The organism is Streptomyces sp. SLBN-118, from assembly GCF_006715635.1.
Taxonomy (GTDB): Bacteria; Actinomycetota; Actinomycetes; order Streptomycetales; family Streptomycetaceae; genus Streptomyces.
In genome coordinates this window covers 2,324,481-2,342,501 of record NZ_VFNP01000001.1, presented here as the reverse complement: position 1 = coordinate 2,342,501, position 18,021 = coordinate 2,324,481, and the positions used below count along the sequence as shown (strand labels likewise).

Below are 18,021 nucleotides of genomic sequence, written 5' to 3'. Positions count from 1 at the left end.
CAGGTGGTTGCGACTTGCACCTTGGGTGGAGCCACTCGACAGCGGCTCGCTTTTCAGATCTGCCTCATCACACGCGGTACGGGGCCTGAGAGATTCAAGGGAGGGACTTGCTCCTTCGGCGCCCGGCGCACAGTGGCCAGGACTCTCCCGCGTGGATTCAAGCGGCCGGTATGCAGTTGGCGCGCACATCATTGCACGCATTCCGGCGAAGTGGGGTCCCCGGCCTCACTGCAAAACGGTTGTGCCGCATTACCGTTTCTTTACACTTCATGGGCAAGGGTGGGTAACCCGACATGGGGAGGGTGATGACGTTGCAGAGGTCCGAGGCCTGCGCGACGACCGCGGGGGTGCCGGCCCGGCCGGCCCTGCCCGCGCGGCGACTGCTCGGGGCGCCCGTGCCCGTGCTGCGTGACCTCAGGGACCGCTCCGGGCGCAGCCCGAGAAGTCTGGTCTTCGCCGTCGGCGACGTGGTCGTCGTCTCCGGCCTGCCCGGCAGCGGAAAGTCCACGCTGATCCGGCGCGCGGCGACCGGGCGCGGCATCGACTCGCAGGACACCCGCGACCGGTGGGACGCGCGGATGCCGCGGCTGCTGCCGTACGCCGTCTACCGCCCGCTGGTCCGCCTAGCCCACTACGCCGGACTGCGGCGCGCGCTGCGCTCCGGCGAGAGCGTCGTCGTACACGACTGCGGCACCCAGGCCTGGGTGCGGCGCTGGCTGGCCCGCGAGGCGCGGCGCCGGGGGAGCGGGCTGCATCTGCTCCTGCTCGACGTGAGCCCGAAGGTCGCGCGTGCGGGCCAGCGTGAGCGCGGCCGCGGCGTCTCCGGATACGCCTTCGCCCGGCACCGGCGGGCGGTGGGCCGCCTGATCGCGGACGCGGAGGCCGGGCGGCTGCCGGTGGGCTGCGCGTCGGCGGTCCTGCTCGACCGCGACGCGGCGGGGGCGCTGGGACGGGTCGGCTTCCGGTAGGCGGGGTGGGGAACGCCCCCCCGGCCCGCGTTATCGTCGACGGGCAGACCGCACAACGTCCGGGGGACAAGGACCGCCATGCACACACCCGAGCACGCCCAACCGCACCCCTACGGCGGCTGGCCGGCCAACGAGCTCGAAGAGGTGCTCGCTGCCTCCCTCGGCAACGCATCCGCCGGAGGGCGTCTCGTCGAGGTGCTCGGCCGCAGCCAGGTCTGGGTGCCGCTGCCCAACGGCGGCAGCAACGACAGTCCGAATCTCGATCTGCCCACGATGGAGATCGAGGGCGCCGCATACGTCCCGGTCTTCAGCTCCGAGCAGCAGTTCATGGCCTGCGTCGGCAGCCATATGTCCTTCACCGTGGCCCCCGCCCGCGAGTTCGCCCGCGGACTGCCTCCGCAGCTCGGCATCGCCGTCAATCCGGGCGGCACCGTCGGTGCCCCGCTGCCCCCGCTCGCCGTCGCCGAACTGTGCAGGGTCGGCCGCACGCCCCTGGACGGCCCCGCGAGCGGCGGCAGGGTCAGGCTCTTCGAGCCGGACTGGCAGGAGGAGCCCGTGGACTTCCTGGCCGCCGCGGCCGGCGAGTTCGAGTCTTCAGGGGTGGTCCTGAGCGCCCGCCGCGCGCTCGCATCCGTCGAGGGCGAGCCGCCCTCCCTTTTCGTCGGTGTCCAGGTCTCCTCCCGGGAGGCCGTCGAACGCAATGCCCCCATGGACGCCCTCGGCCGGGCGCTGGGCCGGGTCCAGGTGCCCTGGCCGGTCAATCTCGTACTTCTGGATGTCGCGCAGGACCCGGTCGGACAGTGGATGCTTGAGCGCGTGCGGCCCTTCTACCAACGACAGCACGCGTAGCCGTCCGGCATGCGTACGCGTCACGCCGGTGTCAGTGCTGCCGTCTAAGCTGGACTGGTCGATCGAAGAGGGGCGGGACCCAGGGTGAGTGCGTCAGGCACCGCGGCGGCGGGGCAGGTCGAGCACATGCTGCGCCAGGTGACACCCGGACGCTACGACGCGTACGAGGCGCTGCTGCAGGCCATCGCCGACCCGGCGGGCGGCAGGCTCTGGATGCTGCTCTGGCACGGCCAGTCCGGCTCACCCGACGCCCAGTACGGGAACATGGAGGTCGACGGCGTCGGCTACGCGCCGTGCGTGACCTCCGCCCAGGAGCTCTCCGCCTCGGGCTGGAACCGCGCGCACGAAGTGATCGGCGGCCCCGACATCGCCCGCGCCCTCTATCCCGAGCGCTGGGGGATCTGGCTCAATCCGCATGCCCCCGGCGGCGGCGTCGGCATCCCCTGGCTCGACCTTCGCCGGATCGCCACCGGACTCGACCGAATGCCCGCAGGACCCCTGCGGCTGTCCGAACCGGCCATCGAGATCCCGCAGTTCTACGCCCTGCTCTCGCAGAACGCCCACCGCACACCCGCGGTCCGCTCCCTGCGCCGTGCCTGGGTGCAGCCCGCGCTCGGTGCTCCGTATCTCGCCATCGGGCTCGATCTGTACGACACGAGCAGGCAGTCCGTGGACACGGTGCGGGCGATGATGCAGCAGTCGATCGCCGCGGTCCCTGACGGGCTGCCGGTCTCCACGGTCGCGATGTCCGACGAGTACGACCCGGTGACGATGTGGCTGCGGGCCAATGCCCGCCCCTTCTACGACCGCGACGCTCACGGCGGCGCACCAGCAGGCGGAGGCTACGGCTACCCTCCGCCCCACGGCCCCTGAGTCGAGGGCGATTTCACCCTTTTTGCGAAGCGGTCGTTCCTATTTCCATGCTGCGCACCGGTGTTCGGGGCCGAATGTGCGTGCTTGAGACTTCAAATGCCTGGTATTCGAATGAGCTCTTGCTGTCCGCATGGCGATATCTCGCTCAACTATCAACCCATTTGCGGTAGCTGACGGTCCGCTCAGTCGGCGCCGCCGTCCGTATAACGGAACACTCCTCCCCTCATCACGTTTGAGCAAACATTCCCCGGGGGGTCTGGCGGGTGATCGCGAGAGCGTTGAAGACTCCCGGCAGGCGCGGGGCGTCGGACATGTGTGCAGTTGAGTTCAATGGCTCACGCGCCCCAACCCGCCAAACCACCCGCATCACCGGTAATACAGCAGCCGGACGATCGCACCGTCGACCCGGTGCGGGCGTCAGCGCACCGTCGGCAACCGCCGGCACGGGCTAGCACGAGGGACGATGACCGCACCCATTGAGACCACTGGATCGCAGACCGACGTTGCGCCCGAGGCTGTGCTGAAGGGCGTCGAGTCCAAGCAGATCGAGGGCCGTTCGCTCGGGCAGATCGCCTGGACGCGCTTCAAGCGCGACAAGGTGGCCGTCGTAGGCGGCATCGTCGTGGTGCTGCTGATTCTGACAGCCGCGCTCTCGAGACCGATCCAGTCGATGCTCGGGCTCGACCCGAACCAGTTCCACCAGGACCTCATCGACCCGAACACCACCCTTCCCAAGGGCGACTTCGGCGGAATGAGCTGGGACCACCCGCTGGGTGTCGAGCCGAAGTTCGGCCGCGACATCCTCGCCCGCATCCTTGAGGGCTCCTGGGTGTCCCTCGTGGTGGCCTTCGGTGCCACGGTTCTCTCCAACGCCATCGGCACCATCCTGGGTGTCGTGGCCGGCTACTACGGCGGGCGGGTCGACACGGTCATCAGCCGCCTGATGGACACGTTCCTCGCGTTCCCGCTGCTGCTGTTCGCCATCGCCATCTCCGCCACGCTGCAGGGCGGCGCCTTCGGTCTCGAAGGCCTGCCGCTCCACCTCCTCGTACTGATCTTTGTCATCGGCTTCTTCAACTGGCCCTATATGGGCCGGATTGTCCGGGGTCAGGCGCTGGCGCTGCGTGAGCGGGAGTTCGTGGACGCCGCGCGCGGGATGGGGGCCCGCGGCCCCTACATCCTCTTCAAGGAACTGCTGCCGAACCTCGTCGCGCCGATCATCGTCTACTCGACGCTGCTCATCCCGACCAACATCATCTTCGAGGCTTCGCTCAGCTTCCTCGGCGTCGGGATCCAGCCTCCCCAGGCCTCCTGGGGAGGAATGCTCAACCAGGCAAAGGACTTCTTCGAGGTCGACCCGCAGTACATGGTCGTGCCCGGCCTTGCCATCTTCGTCACCGTGCTGGCGTTCAACCTGCTCGGTGACGGCCTCCGGGATGCGCTCGACCCACGCAGCCGCTGATGTCTGCCGGGCTGAGTCCCAATCAAGTTTCCGACAACGAAGGGGAACCGACCATCATGCGAAGGTCAGCAGTGGCCGCACTCGCGGTCATCAGCAGCGCGAGCCTCGTGCTCGCGGGCTGCAGTAAGGCCGAGGACAAGGACGGTGGCAACGGCAAGGCCGCCGGCGCCAACGCCGCCACGAAGTCCATGGTCAATGTCTCCGACAAGAAGGGCGGCACGGTCACCTACGCGATGGCCGACGCCCCGGAGTCCTTCGACCCGGGCAACACGTACTACGCCTTCATCTACAACTTCAGCCGGCTGTACGCCCGTCCGCTGATGACGTTCAAGCCCGCTCCGGGCGAGGCGGGCAACGAGCTCGTCCCCGACCTGGCCGAGGCCAAGGGCACGCCGTCCGAGGGCGGCAAGACCTGGACGTACAAGATCCGCGCAGGCGTCAAGTACGACGACGGCACCGTGGTGACCTCGAAGGACGTCAAGTACGCCGTCGAGCGCTCCAACTTCGCGCGTGACGTGCTCTCCCTCGGCCCGAACTACTTCCAGCAGCTGCTGGCCGACCCGGCCAAGTACAAGGGTCCGTACAAGGACAAGAGCGACAAGGGCCTCGCGTCCATCGAGACCCCGGACGACAACACCATCGTCTTCAAGCTCAGCAAGCCCTTCGCGGACTTCGACTACCTGGTCAGCGCCCCGCAGACCGCCCCGGTGCCGAAGGCCAAGGACAAGGGCGTGGACTACACCAAGTCCGTCGTCTCCTCCGGCTCCTACAAGTTCGAGAGCTACCAGGAGGGCAAGCAGGTCACCCTCGTCCGCAACCCGAACTGGGACGCCAAGACCGACCCGCTGCGCAAGCAGTACCCGGACAAGATCGTCCTGAACCTGAAGGTCTCGCAGTCGACCATCGACAAGGACCTGCTGGCCGGCACGATCCACGCCGACCTGGCGGGCCGCGGTGTGGACACCCAGACCCAGGCCCAGGTGCTCAGCAAGCCGGACCTCAAGGCGAGCACAGACAACACCGCAGGTGGCCGTCTCGTCTACACGGCGATCAACACCAAGGTCGCCCCGTTCGACAACGTCGAGTGCCGCAAGGCCGTCCAGTACGCCATCGACAAGGCCTCCGTGCAGACCGCGATGGGCGGCTCGATCCGTGGTGACATCGCCAGCACGGTGCTGCCGACGGACGTCAAGGGCTACGAGAAGGCCGACATGTACGCCACCGAAGGTGGCAAGGGTGACGTGGCCAAGGCCAAGGAGCACCTGAAGGCCTGTGGCCAGGAGAAGGGCTTCAAGACCGTCATCTCCGCCCGCAGCGACCGCCAGAGCGAGGTCGACTCGGCCACCGCGATCGTCGAGGCGCTGAAGAAGGTCGGCATCGAGGCGAGCATCAAGCAGTACCCGTCGAGCAAGTACTTCTCCGACTACGCGGGCGTCCCGGCGTTCACGAAGAAGGAGGGCATCGGCCTCATCATGATGCAGTGGGGCTCCGACTGGCCGACCGGCTACGGCTTCCTGCAGCAGATCGTGCACGGCAAGGCCATCGGCGCCTCCGGTAACACGAACCTCTCCGAGCTGAACGACCCGGCGGTCAACAAGCTCCTTGACGACGCCATCGCGAACACCGACGAGGCGGCCCGTAACAAGGCCTACACCGAGGTGGACAAGAAGGTCATGGAGCAGGCGGTCATCGTCCCGCTGTCCTACTTCAAGGTCCTGCTGTACCGCTCGCCGAACGCCACCAACCTGGTGTCCACGGCTGCCTTCAGCGGTCAGTACGACTACCTCAACATCGGCACCACGAAGTAGCAGCCCCGGAAGGCAGGTGAAGGCATTGGTGCCCGCGGGCTTCGCCGCCCGCGGGCACCAGCGCCGGTCCCCGTGATCTCGTACATCCTCCGCCGGATAATCGCAGCAGTGATCCTGCTGCTGGTTGTCACCGCGGTCACCTTCGGCATCTTCTTCGTGCTGCCGAAGCTGGCCGGTCAGACCGTCGACCAGCTTGCCCAGCAGTACATCGGCAAGAACCCCACGCCCGAGGACATTGCGGCGGTCAAGCAGAACCTTGGTCTCGACCAGCCCATCTACATCCAGTACTGGGACTTCATCAAGGGGATCGTCGTCGGCGCCGACTATGACCTCGGCCCCACCACCGCGCACTGCAGCGCACCTTGCTTCGGCTACTCCTTCAAGGACCATGTCGAGGTCTGGCCCCAGCTGATGGACCGGCTGCCGGTCACCATCTCGCTGGCCAGCGGAGCGGCCGTGATCTGGCTGCTCTCGGGCGTCACCGCGGGTGTCATCTCCGCGCTCAAGCCCGGATCGATCTTCGACCGCGCCGCCATGGGCATCTCGCTCGCCGGCGTGTCGCTCCCCATGTTCTTCACCGGTCAGCTCGCCCTGCTGCTCTTCAGCTACAAGCTGGAGATCTTCGGCAGGACGTATGTGCCGTTCACGGAGAACCCGGCTCAGTGGGCCAACACCCTGTTCCTCCCCTGGTGTTCGCTCGCGCTGCTCTACTCCGCCATCTACGCCCGGCTCACCCGCTCGGGGATGCTGGAGACGATGAACGAGGACTTCATCCGCACCGCGCGCGCCAAGGGTCTGCGTGAGCGCAAGGTGATCGCCCGGCACGGCCTGCGCGCCGCGCTCACCCCGATCATCACGGTCTTCGGCATGGACCTCGGACTGCTGCTCGGCGGTGCGCTGATCACCGAGCACGTTTTCTCCCTCCACGGAATCGGCGAATACGCGGTCCAGTCGATTACGGCCAACGACCTGCCGCCGATCCTCGGCGTCACGCTCGTGGCCGCCTTCTTCGTCGTGATCTGCAATCTCCTGGTGGACCTGCTGTACGCCGCCGTCGACCCGCGCGTGAGGCTCTCGTGACCGAACTGTCCAAAACCGGTGCCGCCGTTGGCGAGCCGGTGCGGTCCGGGGACTCGCCAGCCCCGGACGCCTTCCTCGAAGTGCGCGACCTCAAGGTGCACTTCCCGACCGACGACGGTCTGGTCAAGTCCGTCGACGGACTCAGCTTCCAGCTGGAGAAGGGCAAGACCCTCGGGATCGTCGGCGAGTCCGGGTCCGGCAAGTCCGTGACCTCCCTCGCCGTGATGGGCCTGCACCGCCAGGGCGCCCGCGGCAAGAACGTGCAGATGTCCGGCGAGATCTGGCTCGGCGGACAGGAGCTCGTCGCCGCCGACCCGGACGAGGTCCGCCGGATGCGCGGCCGCGAGATGGCGATGATCTTCCAGGATCCGCTGTCCGCGATGCACCCGTACTACACGGTCGGCACCCAGATCGTGGAGGCCTACCGCGTCCACAACGACGTGAGCAAGAAGATCGCCCGCAAGCGCGCGATCGAGCTGCTCGACCGGGTCGGCATCCCCGAGCCCAACAAGCGGGTGGACAGCTATCCGCACGAGTTCTCCGGCGGTATGCGCCAGCGCGCCATGATCGCGATGGCACTGGTCAACAACCCCGAACTGCTCATCGCGGACGAGCCGACCACCGCCCTGGACGTCACCGTCCAGGCGCAGATCCTCGACCTGATCCGGGATTTGCAGAAGGAGTTCGGCTCCGCGGTCATCATCATCACCCACGACCTGGGCGTCGTCGCCGAGATCGCCGACGACATCCTGGTGATGTACGCGGGCCGGTGCATCGAGCGCGGTCCGGTCGACGACATCTTCTACGCTCCGCAGCACCCGTACACCTGGGGTCTGCTGGGCTCGATGCCGCGTATCGACCGCGAACAGACCGAGCGCCTCATCCCGGTCAAGGGCGCGCCGCCCAGCCTCATCAACGTCCCCTCCGGCTGCGCCTTCAACCCGCGCTGCCCGTACGCGGATGTGCCCAAGGGCGGGATCACCCGCACCGAGCGCCCGGAGCTCCGCGAGGTCGGCAGTCGGCACTTCTCCGCCTGCCACATGTCGCAGGAGGACCGCACGCGGATCTGGACCGAAGAGATTGCGCCGAAGCTGTGACCGATACGAAGAAGACCACTGACGACGTCGCCATCCCGGAGCAGGCCGCCGGGTCGCCCGAGCCACTGCTCAAGGTCCAGGGCCTGGTCAAGCACTTCCCCATCAAGAAGGGGCTGCTGCAGCGACAGGTCGGCGCCGTGAAGGCCGTCGACGGGATCGACTTCGACGTACGCCGCGGGGAGACCCTCGGCGTCGTGGGCGAATCGGGCTGCGGCAAGTCGACGATGGGACGGCTGATCACCCGGCTGCTCGAACCGACGGGCGGCAAGGTCGAGTTCGACGGCACGGACATCACGCACCTGGGCACCGGCGGTATGCGCCCGCTGCGCCGCGACGTGCAGATGATCTTCCAGGACCCGTACGGCTCGCTCAACCCCCGCCACACGGTCGGCTCGATCGTCAGCGCGCCGTTCCGGCTGCAGGGCGTCGAGCCCGAGGGCGGCATCAAGAAGGAGGTCCAGCACCTCCTGGAGCTGGTGGGCCTCAGCCCCGAGCACTACAACCGGTACCCGCACGAGTTCTCCGGCGGCCAGCGCCAGCGCATCGGCATCGCGCGTGCGCTCGCGCTGAAGCCGAAGCTGGTCGTGGCGGACGAGCCGGTCTCGGCGCTGGACGTGTCCATCCAGGCGCAGGTGGTGAACCTGCTGGACGACCTCCAGGACGAGCTGGGCCTGACGTACGTGATCATCGCCCACGACCTGTCGGTCATCCGGCATGTCTCGGACCGTATCGCGGTGATGTACCTCGGCAAGATCGTCGAGCTGACCGACCGTAAGTCGCTGTACGAGGCGCCGATGCACCCGTACACCAAGGCACTGCTGTCCGCGGTGCCGGTGCCGGACCCGCGGCGGGGCGGCGCCGGCAAGAGCGAGCGCATCCTGCTCAAGGGCGACGTGCCCTCGCCGATCTCCCCGCCGTCGGGCTGCCGCTTCCACACGCGGTGCTGGAAGGCGACGGAGATCTGCAAGACGCAGGAGCCGCCGCTGCTGGCCCTGAAGACGGGCCACCAGGTGGCCTGCCACCACCCGGAGAACGCGGAGGACCAGGCGCCGCAGGACGTGGCGCTGCTGTCGGCGGCGCGGGACGCGATCGAGGTCGTCGAGTCGACGCCGAAGAGCGCGGAAGCGTCGGTGGACGCGGCGGCGGTCGCGGGCGTTGCCAAGGTCGACGGCGACGCGGCGGAGGCTGAGGCGGACATCGCCAAGGTCGACGGCGACGCTGCGGCCGGCGAGGCGGAGGCTGTTTCTGCCGCGGACGCGGACGTTGCCGAGGGCGACGCTGAAAGCAGCGAGCCCGAGGCCGTCGACGCCGACGAGGCCGAGTCCGCCGAGGGCGATGCCTCGGAGGCCGCCGACGACGAGGGCATCCCCGCTTCCGGGGACTCGGGGGACAGCACCAAGGAGTAGAACCGGCACAATCGTCCGGTGCTCCAAGAACTGTTCACGCCCTCCGTCCAGCATGCGCTCGACCTCGCCGGGATCTTCGTATTCGCGATCTCCGGCGCACTGCTCGCCGTACGCAAGAACTTTGACGTCTTCGGCATCGCAGTGCTCGCCGAGGTCACGGCGCTGGGCGGAGGGCTTCTGCGTGACCTGATCATCGGGGCCGTCCCGCCGGCCGCCTTCACCGACACCGGGTACTTCCTGATGCCCCTCGTGGCGACGGCCCTCGTCTTCTTCCTGCACCCGCAGGTCGAGCGCATCCAGGTCGGTGTGAACGTCTTCGACGCCGCCGGCCTCGGGCTGTTCTGTGTCACCGGCACGACCAAGGCGTACGAGTACGGGCTCGGCCTGACCTACTCCGCGGTCCTCGGTCTGGCCACCGCTGTCGGCGGCGGTGTGCTGCGTGACGTACTGGCCAACGAGGTGCCGTCGCTGCTGCGCTGGGACCGCGATCTCTACGCCGTCCCCGCCATCGTCGGAGCGACCATGGTGGTGCTCTGCATCCAGTTCGACGTGCTCAACGCGATCACCAGCGGACTGGCCGTGGTGACCGCGTTCGTCCTGCGTCTGCTCGCGATGCGATTCCACTGGAGGGCACCGCGCGCCTGGAACCGGCGCTCGTCGGCTGTCGAAGAGGGCTGAGCCGCCCCGGTCCGGGAAGGCAAAAAGCTACCGCTCAGTAATTACTTGTTGTACCGTGCTGCCATGGCACAGGCAGTTCAGGCATCCATCGGGGACAGCGAGTTCGACCGCGACACCGCCGTCACCCTGCGCGCACCGGGCGTCTACGACGCGGAGCTCTCCGCAGGCTGGACGATCATCCAGGCCGTCAACGGCGGCTACCTGCTGGCCCTGCTCGGCCGGGCCCTGGGCGACGCGCTGCCGCACCCCGACCCGTTCACCGTCTCGGCGCACTATCTGAGCGCGTCTCAGCCGGGTCCCGCGGTGGTCCGCACCGAGACCGTCCGTACTGGGCGCACCCTCTCGACCGGCCAGGCCTCGCTCGTCCAGTACGACGAGAACGGCGCCGAGGTCGAGCGCATCCGCGTGCTGGCGACGTACGGCGATCTGGACGAGCTTTCCGACGACGTACAGACGTCGGCGATGCCGCCCGTCATGCCGGCGCTCCAGGACTGCCTCGGGCCGTCCGACGGCCCCGCGGCGATCCCGGGAAGCTCGGCGATCACCGGGCGACTGAGCATCAAGCTCGACCCGGCGACCGTCGGCTGGGCCGTCGGCGCGCCCTCCGGCAAGGGGCAGATGCGCGGCTGGTTCTCGCTCGCGGACGGCCGCGACGCGGACCCGCTCTCGCTGCTGCTCACGGTCGACGCGCTGCCGCCGACATCCTTCGAGCTGGGCCTGAAGGGCTGGACCCCGACGGTCGAACTCACCACGCACATCCGCTGCCGCCCGGCGCCCGGGCCGCTGCGGGTGTCGATCACGACGCGGAATCTGGCGGGCGGCTTCCTGGAGGAGGACGCGGAGGTGTGGGACAGCGCGGACCGCCTGGTGGCGCAGTCGCGGCAACTGGCGAAGGCGCCGCGCGGCTGACGTCCGGCGGTGGGGGAAAGCCCGCCGCAGGCGGGCTTTCCCCCACCCCCCTCGCCGAACCGGGGGCAAGCCCCCGGACCCCGTGTGCGACCTTCGCCGGTGTGGTCCGCCGGGCCCGCGCCGTGGGCGGCATGTCCTCAAACGCCGGACTGGCTGAACAATCAGCCCCGTGGGGGTCCCCCGGACGAAGTCTGGGGGAGTTTGAGGAGCGGGGGTCCGGGCGGAGCCCCGCCACGCGGCGGAGCCGCAACATGGCACAGTCGGGACAGGGGTACCTCCCCCGGCCGCTGGGCCGCAGGGGAAGGCGGGGTGGGAACAGGCCCCGCGCCCCGGCACCGCGCCGTCACACCTCCCGGCCCAGCCACGCCGCCAACCTCCCATACGCATCCGCACCCTGCGGCGCCTGACGCACCACCCCGAACGGCACCCCCTCCACTCGCGCCTGCGCCGGGAGTGCCTCGTGGGCGATCGGCAGGATGATCTCGGCCAACTCCTCGTCCAGGGCCAGCGGGTGGCCCAGCGCCTTGGAGAGGTCCCAGGTGTGGGTGACCGTCTCCATCACATAGCCGCCGAGCGCCGCGGCCCCGGGCACCACGCCCCACGGGACCGTGACCTCGCGGCCGAGTTTGGTGTCGTCGGCCCATGCCGAGGTGAAGCGGGCGCGTGCCTCCTCGTAGGCCGCGGGCCAGCCGTCGTCCGGGACGCCGTCGACGCGGGCCGGCAGGGAGAGGCCGTCGCCGCCCTCGCCGATGAGGGCGATCCGGTGGGTGGCCCCCGCGACATGGGACAGCAGCGTCCGTACGTCGAACTCCGTACATGGCGTCGGATCGCTCAGCCGCTGCGGCGTCACAAGCTTCACCAGGCTCGCGAACTGGTCGGCCGCACGCTCGAACAGGGGGCGCGGATCGTTCATGGTGTCCATCTCCTCATCACCGGTCTCGCTGACGAACCGCACTCTGCACGGATAACCTGACATCCCCCGTCATGTTTTCCGGAGACCCTCAGACCCGTGAAGTCCGACCGGCTGCTCTCGATCCTGCTGCTCCTCCAGACCCGTGGTCTTGTCCCGGCCGCCGAACTGGCCGAGCGGCTCGAAGTCTCCGTACGCACCATCTACCGCGACATCGAGGCGCTTTCGTCATCCGGCGTTCCCGTTTACGCCGAGCGCGGCCGCAACGGAGGCATCGCTCTGCTGCCCGGCTTCCGTACCGACGTCACCGGACTGACCGCCGACGAGTCCCGCGCCCTGTTCGTCCTGGCGGCCCAGGGTGCGCACGCCGCGCTCGGCCTGGACGAGGCGCTCGGCTCGGCCCTGCGCAAGGTGATGGCCGCGCTGCCCGAACCGCACCGGCCCGCGGCCGAGTTGACGAGCCGGCGGATCCTGGTCGATCCGGACCGCTGGATGAGGACGCACCGGCGGCCGGCCGTGGACCTCGACATACTGAACACCGCCGTCTTCACCGACCGGCGGCTGCGGCTGAGTTACCGCCACAGCGGGACGACCGAACCACGGACGTACACCCTCGATCCGTACGGACTCGTCGTGAAGGCGGGTGTCTGGTACCTGGTCGCCGACCACCGGGCCCGGCCCCGGCTGTTCCGTGCGGACCGGGTGCTCGCGGCCACGATCACCGATGGGCCGGAGCAGCGGCGCGCCGGCCAGGAGCTGGCGGACGTCTGGGAGGTGTTGCGCCGCCAGGTCGAGGAGCGTCCCGCGGATGTACGGGTCAGGGTGCGGGTGAGGGCCGATCGCCTGGACATGTTTCTGCGGATCCAGGCGGGCAGGCTCGCCGCCGAGCCGGTCACCGAGGGGGAGTGGACGTGCGTCGAACTCGCGCTCACGGAGGTCATGGCGGCCCGCGCGCTGCTCACCTTCGGCGAGAGCGTGGAGGTGCTCTCACCGCCCGAGGCCCGCGTGGAGCTGGCCCGCGCGGCCGCCGCGGTGGTCGACCTGTACGGGGCCGTCGGTCCAGCCAGTGACGGCGGCTCCGTCAGTCCAGCCAGTGACGGCGGCCGAGGCTGATCAGCCGCAGCTGACGACGTGCCACGCAGGAGACCCGCTCCTCGCCCTGAGGCCCGGCTTCCAGGAAGGTGCTGGCCGTCATCACCATGTGGTCCACATACACGCCCGCGAGCATCGCCAGATCCTCCTCGCTCCACCCCGCCGTCTCCGGCTCCCGGGCGAACGCCGCCGCCACCTCGTCGCCGAACCGGCGCAGTTGGGCTTCGATCGCCTCACGAACGGGCTGCACGCCGCCGTGTCGTTCGCGGGCGATGAAGCGGACGTGCCCGGGGGAGGTACGCACCAGGTCGGCGATGAGCGCCACGGTGCGGTCGATGCGTACATCGTCACCGTTCTCGGCGAGCGCCTCGCCGATCGTGGCATGCAGGCTGCCGAGCGCCTCCTCGACGAGCGCGACGCCGAGATCTGCCATGTCCCGGAAGTGCCGGTAGAACGCGGTCGGCGCCACACCCACGGCCCGGGTCACCTCGCGCAGGCCGAGGCTGCTCAGGCTCTGCTCCTCCAGCAACTGCAGCGCGGCGTCCAGGAGGGCCTGACGGGTCTTCTGTTTCTGGGCCTGACGGATCCCCGTGGTGTGACTCATACCATTCAGTAAACAACCGTTCTCCGAAGAAGGGAAGAGTAGACTCTGGAGTCAGTGAACAGTCGTACTCCCAAGTGCTCACCGAGAATTAGAAAGGAAGACGATGATCGCCCTCGTCGCAGCGCTTCTCCTCCTGGGAATCATGCTGGGCGCCGTGGCCCAACTTCCCCTCTCCGCCTCCCTCGTGGCCTGCACCGTGATCGGTGCCTGGCTGCTCGTCTTCGCCGTGCGCGAGCGTCGCGCACGTCACCACCACTGATCCGGAAGGAGCCAACCGCCATGCAGCTCACCGCCGCCGCACGCACCGCGCGCACCGCGCGGACCGAGAGCACCCACGGGGGAACCGCCCTCCGGGAGACCGCGGGAACGACGCCCGGCAGCACGCCCGACGCCAAGTCCGCGGGCCGGCGGGACGCCGACGGCATGGCCGTCGCCGCCTTCGTCCTCGGCCTCGTCGGCCTGCTCGTGATGAACATCGTGCTCGGCCCGATCGCCGTCGTCCTGTCCGGCATCGCCCTCAGGCGCGGCACCGCACGCCGCGGCCGCGCCCTGCTCGGACTCGCCCTCGGCGTCGCCGACCTGGCCGTACTCGCCGTGCTGGTCACCGTGAACGGAACCGTCGTCTGGGGCATCGGCGGCTGACACCGGCACCCGCAGCAGGACAAAAACGGCACCCGCGCGCCCGTGCACCCCTGCGCCTCGCCCGCGCCCCCACAGGGCCTCGTAGAATCGGGGCCACCATGGCCTACCTCGACCACGCTGCGACCACTCCGATGCTGCCGGAGGCGGTCGAGGCGCTGACCGCGCAGCTCACCGTCACCGGCAACGCCTCCGCGCTGCACGCCGCCGGGCGCCGCGCCCGTCGTACGGTCGAGGAGGCCCGCGAGTCCCTGGCCGACGCTCTCGGCGCGCGCCCCAGCGAGGTGGTCTTCACCTCCGGCGGCACTGAGGCCGACAACCTCGCCGTGAAGGGTCTGTACTGGCAGCGGCGCGACGCCGAACCGGCGAGGACCCGTGTCCTCGCCAGCCCGGTCGAGCACCATGCCGTCCTCGACGCCGTCGACTGGCTCGGCGAGCACGAGGGCGCGACCGTGGAGTACCTGCCGGTCGATGCGTACGGGCGGGTGCACCCCGAGGCGTTGCGCGAGGCCATCGAGCGCAGTCCCGACGATGTCGCGCTCGCCACCGTGATGTGGGCCAACAATGAGATCGGCACTGTCATGCCGGTCACCGAACTCTCCGCGGTGGCAAGGGAGTTCGACGTCCCGCTGCACGCCGACGCGGTTCAGGCGTTCGGTCAGCTCGACGTCGGCTTCGCCGCCTCGGGCCTCGCCGCGATGACGGTGTCCGGGCACAAGATCGGCGGCCCGTACGGCATCGGCGCGCTGCTGCTCGGCCGGGAGTACACCCCCGTCCCCGTCCTGCACGGCGGCGGCCAGGAGCGCCATGTCCGCTCCGGCACCCTCGACGCCCCCGCGGTCGCCTCCTTCGCCGTCGCAGGGCGCATCGCCGCCGAGCGCCACGAGGACTTCGCCCGCGAGATCGGCGCCCTGCGCGACGAGCTGGTCGACGCCGTACGTGCGGCCGTCCCCGACGCGATCCTCGGCGGCGACCCGGACGACCGCCTCCCCGCCAACGCCCACTTCACCTTCCCGGGCTGCGAGGGCGACTCCCTGCTCCTGCTGCTCGACGCGCAGGGCATCGAGTGCTCCACCGGCTCCGCCTGCACGGCGGGTGTGGCCCAGCCAAGCCATGTCCTCCTGGCCACCGGCACCGACCCTGACCTCGCGCGCGGCACCCTGCGGTTCAGCCTCGGCCACACCTCCACCAAGGCCGACGTGAAGGCGGTCGCCGAGGCCATAGGCCCCGCCGTGGAGCGCGCCCGTACGGCAGGACTCAGTTAGGGCCTGTCGTTCGGATCTTGCCGGGCTCGCCTGATCCAAACGACAGGCCCTAGCTGGGTCTCATCCAGGCGTCCGGGCCTCGGCCGCCTTCCGCGCCGTCGGCAGCGCCTTGCGCACCAGCGCGAGATAGCGGTTCCAGTCCCAGTGCGGCCCTGGATCCGTGTGGTCAGTCCCCGGCACCTCGACGTGACCGATGATGTGCTTCCGGTCGACGGGTATGCCGTAGCGCGTGCATATCCCGGCCGTGAGCTGCGCGGATGCCTGGTACATCGCGTCCGTGAAGTCGCCCGGGCGGTCCACGAAGCCTTCGTGTTCTATGCCGACGCTGCGTTCGTTGTAGGAGCGGTTGCCCGAGTGGAAGGCCACGTCCAGCTCGCGGATCATCTGGGCCACATGTCCGTCCTTGCGGACGACATAGTGCGCCGCGGCACCGTGCCCCGGGTCCTTGAAGACCCTCAGCGCCGTCGGATAGCTGCCCTGGACGACATGGATGACCACCATGTCGATGTCGTAGTCGTCGGGCCGGTCCGCGAGCCGCCAGTTCGCCCGGGACGCCGCCGTCCACTCCGCGCCCAGGTGGTCCAGCTCACCTTCCTTCCGGGGCTTGGCCATCCCCGGCAGCCGCCACCAGGCATGCCGCAGCTCGTCCCGGGCGAGCACACCGACGCCCACCACCACGGCCCCGCCCCCGATCAGCACGGCCCGCCGGCTGACGCCCCGACCCTCGGCCTGCTTGTCGCCGCCTTTCGATTCACTCCCCATGCGATGCCCAACGCATACTCGCGAGCTTTCGGTTCCCAGGTCCCCTTACCCTGGTAGAGCTATGACTCCTCAGACTCCCCAGCGTCCCCTTCGTGTGCTCGCCGCAATGTCGGGCGGCGTGGACTCCGCCGTCGCCGCCGCCCGAGCCGCCGAGGCCGGGCACGATGTCACCGGTGTGCACCTCGCACTCTCCGCGAACCCGCAGTCCTTCCGTACGGGCGCGCGCGGCTGCTGCACCATCGAGGACTCCCGTGACGCCCGCCGCGCCGCGGACGTCATCGGCATCCCCTTCTACGTGTGGGATCTCGCCGAGCGCTTCCGCGAGGACGTGGTCGAGGACTTCATCGCGGAGTACGAGGCGGGCCGCACGCCCAACCCCTGTCTGCGCTGCAACGAGAAGATCAAGTTCGCGGCGTTGCTGGACAAGGCGCTCGCGCTCGGCTTCGACGCCGTGTGCACCGGCCACTACGCCACGGTCGTGACCGGCGAGGACGGCAGCCGCGAGCTGCACCGGGCTTCCGACATGGCCAAGGACCAGTCCTATGTCCTCGGCGTGCTCGACGAGCGGCAGCTGGCGCACGCGATGTTCCCGCTCGGTGACACCCTCACCACCAAGGACGAGATCCGGGCCGAGGCCGAGCGCAGGGGCCTGGCCGTCGCCAAGAAGCCCGACAGTCACGACATCTGCTTCATCGCCGACGGCGACACCCAGGGCTTCCTCGCCAACCGCCTGGGTACGGCGGAGGGCGACATCGTCGACGAGTCGGGCACGAAGCTGGGCACGCACGAAGGGGCCTTCGGCTTCACGATCGGCCAGCGCAAGGGCCTGCGCATCGGCCACCCGGCGCCCGACGGCAAGCCGCGCTATGTCCTGGACATCTCTCCGGTGAACAACACGGTAACGGTCGGCCCGGTCGAGGCGCTCGACGTCGCGGCCCTCACGGCGATCAAGCCGCGCTGGTGCGGGGTGGCCCCGGCGGGCCCCGGGACGTACACCGCGCAGCTGCGCGCCCACGGCGGTGAGACGTCGGTGACGGCGGAGCTCGTCGGCTCCACGCTGAACGTGACCTTCACCGAGCCGGTCCGGGGCGTGGCTCCCGGCCAGGCGATCGTGCTGTACGACGGCACCCGCGTGGTCGGCTCGGCGACGATCGCGACGACCGAGCGGGCGGGGACCGCGTCGGTCGCGTAGATCCGGCCCGACCGGCCGGATCCACGCGAGCCGTCTCCCGGTGAACTCCCGCGTCAGGCTTCGACGACCTCGGTGTCGTAGAAGCAGAAGTGGCCCTTGATCTGCGCCACTTCGTCCTTGGGCTCGGGGTATCCCCACACCAAGTCCTGCGCGTCCGGCAGCGACCAGTAGGAGGCCGTTCCCTTGAAGGGGCAGTAGGTCTGCGTCTCGGAGGGCTTCAGCAGGTCCGTGCGTACGTCCTCCTCGGGGAGGTAGTAGCGCACGGGGCAGCCCGTCTCGCGCAGGACGAGGGGGCACCGGCTCTCCGCGAGAATGTCCTCGCCCCGTGCCACGCGTACATGGACGGTGCTCTGCTCGATGGTGATCGTGTGTCCTTTGGCCATACCGGGGACAGCACCGGCCGGGCCGCACTTCTTCCCGGTTCCCG

Annotated in this window: 19 protein-coding genes and 1 riboswitch; of the genes, 15 read left to right on the top strand and 4 right to left on the bottom strand. The window is 69.4% G+C overall.

The window, feature by feature from the left end; genetic code table 11:
- Window positions 1-64 precede the first annotated feature (64 nt).
- Window positions 65-160: riboswitch (glycine riboswitch) on the bottom strand.
- A 145-nt stretch (window positions 161-305) separates the two neighbouring features.
- From FBY35_RS10450 to FBY35_RS10405, 10 genes are all read left to right on the top strand, one after another.
- A complete protein-coding gene (locus FBY35_RS10450; protein ID WP_142213523.1) occupies window positions 306-968 on the top strand; it encodes an AAA family ATPase in 663 nt (220 codons plus the stop codon).
- A gap of 78 nt (window positions 969-1,046) precedes the next feature.
- The gene (locus tag FBY35_RS10445; protein WP_142213522.1) at window positions 1,047-1,817 is read left to right on the top strand and encodes an enhanced serine sensitivity protein SseB; all 771 of its coding nucleotides are present in this window, start codon (window positions 1,047-1,049) and stop codon (window positions 1,815-1,817) included.
- 84 nt (window positions 1,818-1,901) lie between these two features.
- Complete coding sequence (locus tag FBY35_RS10440; RefSeq protein ID WP_142213521.1) at window positions 1,902-2,690, top strand: enhanced serine sensitivity protein SseB C-terminal domain-containing protein; 789 nt, start codon at window positions 1,902-1,904, stop codon at window positions 2,688-2,690.
- 463 nt (window positions 2,691-3,153) lie between these two features.
- Window positions 3,154-4,152 (top strand): ABC transporter permease, encoded by a 999-nt coding sequence (locus tag FBY35_RS10435; protein ID WP_142213520.1) that lies wholly within the window; start codon window positions 3,154-3,156, stop codon window positions 4,150-4,152.
- 56 nt (window positions 4,153-4,208) lie between these two features.
- Window positions 4,209-5,960 (top strand): ABC transporter substrate-binding protein, encoded by a 1,752-nt coding sequence (locus FBY35_RS10430; RefSeq protein ID WP_186356903.1) that lies wholly within the window; start codon window positions 4,209-4,211, stop codon window positions 5,958-5,960.
- A gap of 72 nt (window positions 5,961-6,032) precedes the next feature.
- The gene (locus FBY35_RS10425; RefSeq protein WP_142213519.1) at window positions 6,033-7,040 is read left to right on the top strand and encodes an ABC transporter permease; all 1,008 of its coding nucleotides are present in this window, start codon (window positions 6,033-6,035) and stop codon (window positions 7,038-7,040) included.
- On the top strand, window positions 7,037-8,137 hold the full coding sequence (locus FBY35_RS10420) for an ABC transporter ATP-binding protein (protein WP_142213518.1): 1,101 nt from the start codon (window positions 7,037-7,039) through the stop codon (window positions 8,135-8,137). The genes FBY35_RS10425 and FBY35_RS10420 overlap by 4 nt, the downstream gene beginning before the upstream one ends.
- Window positions 8,134-9,543, top strand: coding sequence for an ABC transporter ATP-binding protein (locus tag FBY35_RS10415; protein WP_142213517.1), 1,410 nt, complete (start codon window positions 8,134-8,136; stop codon window positions 9,541-9,543). The genes FBY35_RS10420 and FBY35_RS10415 overlap by 4 nt, the downstream gene beginning before the upstream one ends.
- 18 nt (window positions 9,544-9,561) lie before the next feature.
- Window positions 9,562-10,221: a trimeric intracellular cation channel family protein gene (locus FBY35_RS10410; protein WP_142213516.1), complete on the top strand. Its 660-nt coding sequence runs from the start codon at window positions 9,562-9,564 to the stop codon at window positions 10,219-10,221.
- Between the two features lie 63 nt (window positions 10,222-10,284).
- The gene (locus FBY35_RS10405; RefSeq protein WP_142213515.1) at window positions 10,285-11,130 is read left to right on the top strand and encodes a thioesterase family protein; all 846 of its coding nucleotides are present in this window, start codon (window positions 10,285-10,287) and stop codon (window positions 11,128-11,130) included.
- 343 nt (window positions 11,131-11,473) lie between these two features.
- Here FBY35_RS10405 and FBY35_RS10400 read toward each other — a convergent pair whose 3' ends face one another.
- Complete coding sequence (locus FBY35_RS10400; protein WP_142213514.1) at window positions 11,474-12,043, bottom strand: TIGR03086 family metal-binding protein; 570 nt, start codon at window positions 12,041-12,043, stop codon at window positions 11,474-11,476.
- Between the two features lie 96 nt (window positions 12,044-12,139).
- Here FBY35_RS10400 and FBY35_RS10395 point away from each other — a divergent pair, with 96 nt between their 5' ends.
- Window positions 12,140-13,153 carry a YafY family protein gene (locus FBY35_RS10395; protein ID WP_142213513.1) on the top strand — a complete coding sequence of 338 codons (1,014 nt, stop codon included), beginning with the start codon at window positions 12,140-12,142 and terminating at the stop codon, window positions 13,151-13,153.
- Here the strand turns inward: FBY35_RS10395 and FBY35_RS10390 are convergent.
- A complete protein-coding gene (locus tag FBY35_RS10390) occupies window positions 13,122-13,736 on the bottom strand; it encodes a TetR family transcriptional regulator (RefSeq protein ID WP_142213512.1) in 615 nt (204 codons plus the stop codon). The two genes, FBY35_RS10395 and FBY35_RS10390, sit on opposite strands and share 32 nt — an antisense overlap.
- A gap of 103 nt (window positions 13,737-13,839) precedes the next feature.
- Here FBY35_RS10390 and FBY35_RS36405 point away from each other — a divergent pair, with 103 nt between their 5' ends.
- The 3 genes from FBY35_RS36405 to FBY35_RS10380 all read left to right on the top strand — a co-directional run bounded on the left by FBY35_RS36405 (window position 13,840) and on the right by FBY35_RS10380 (window position 15,640).
- Window positions 13,840-13,995 carry a hypothetical protein gene (locus FBY35_RS36405; protein WP_186356902.1) on the top strand — a complete coding sequence of 52 codons (156 nt, stop codon included), beginning with the start codon at window positions 13,840-13,842 and terminating at the stop codon, window positions 13,993-13,995.
- A 20-nt stretch (window positions 13,996-14,015) separates the two neighbouring features.
- Window positions 14,016-14,378: a DUF4190 domain-containing protein gene (locus tag FBY35_RS37060; protein ID WP_260848572.1), complete on the top strand. Its 363-nt coding sequence runs from the start codon at window positions 14,016-14,018 to the stop codon at window positions 14,376-14,378.
- 98 nt (window positions 14,379-14,476) lie between these two features.
- The gene (locus tag FBY35_RS10380; protein ID WP_142213511.1) at window positions 14,477-15,640 is read left to right on the top strand and encodes a cysteine desulfurase family protein; all 1,164 of its coding nucleotides are present in this window, start codon (window positions 14,477-14,479) and stop codon (window positions 15,638-15,640) included.
- Window positions 15,641-15,700: 60 nt separating this feature from the next.
- On the opposite strand, the gene FBY35_RS10375 is transcribed toward FBY35_RS10380, so the two are convergent.
- On the bottom strand, window positions 15,701-16,402 hold the full coding sequence (locus FBY35_RS10375; RefSeq protein WP_142213510.1) for an N-acetylmuramoyl-L-alanine amidase: 702 nt from the start codon (window positions 16,400-16,402) through the stop codon (window positions 15,701-15,703).
- Between the two features lie 61 nt (window positions 16,403-16,463).
- On the opposite strand from FBY35_RS10375, the gene mnmA reads away from it, so the two are divergent.
- Window positions 16,464-17,594, top strand: coding sequence for a tRNA 2-thiouridine(34) synthase MnmA (mnmA, locus tag FBY35_RS10370; protein WP_142213509.1), 1,131 nt, complete (start codon window positions 16,464-16,466; stop codon window positions 17,592-17,594).
- Between the two features lie 53 nt (window positions 17,595-17,647).
- Here the strand turns inward: mnmA and FBY35_RS10365 are convergent, their stop codons facing one another.
- Entirely contained in the window at window positions 17,648-17,977 is a 330-nt protein-coding gene (locus FBY35_RS10365) for a DUF427 domain-containing protein (protein ID WP_142213508.1), read from the bottom strand.
- Between the last annotated feature and the right edge of the window lie 44 nt (window positions 17,978-18,021).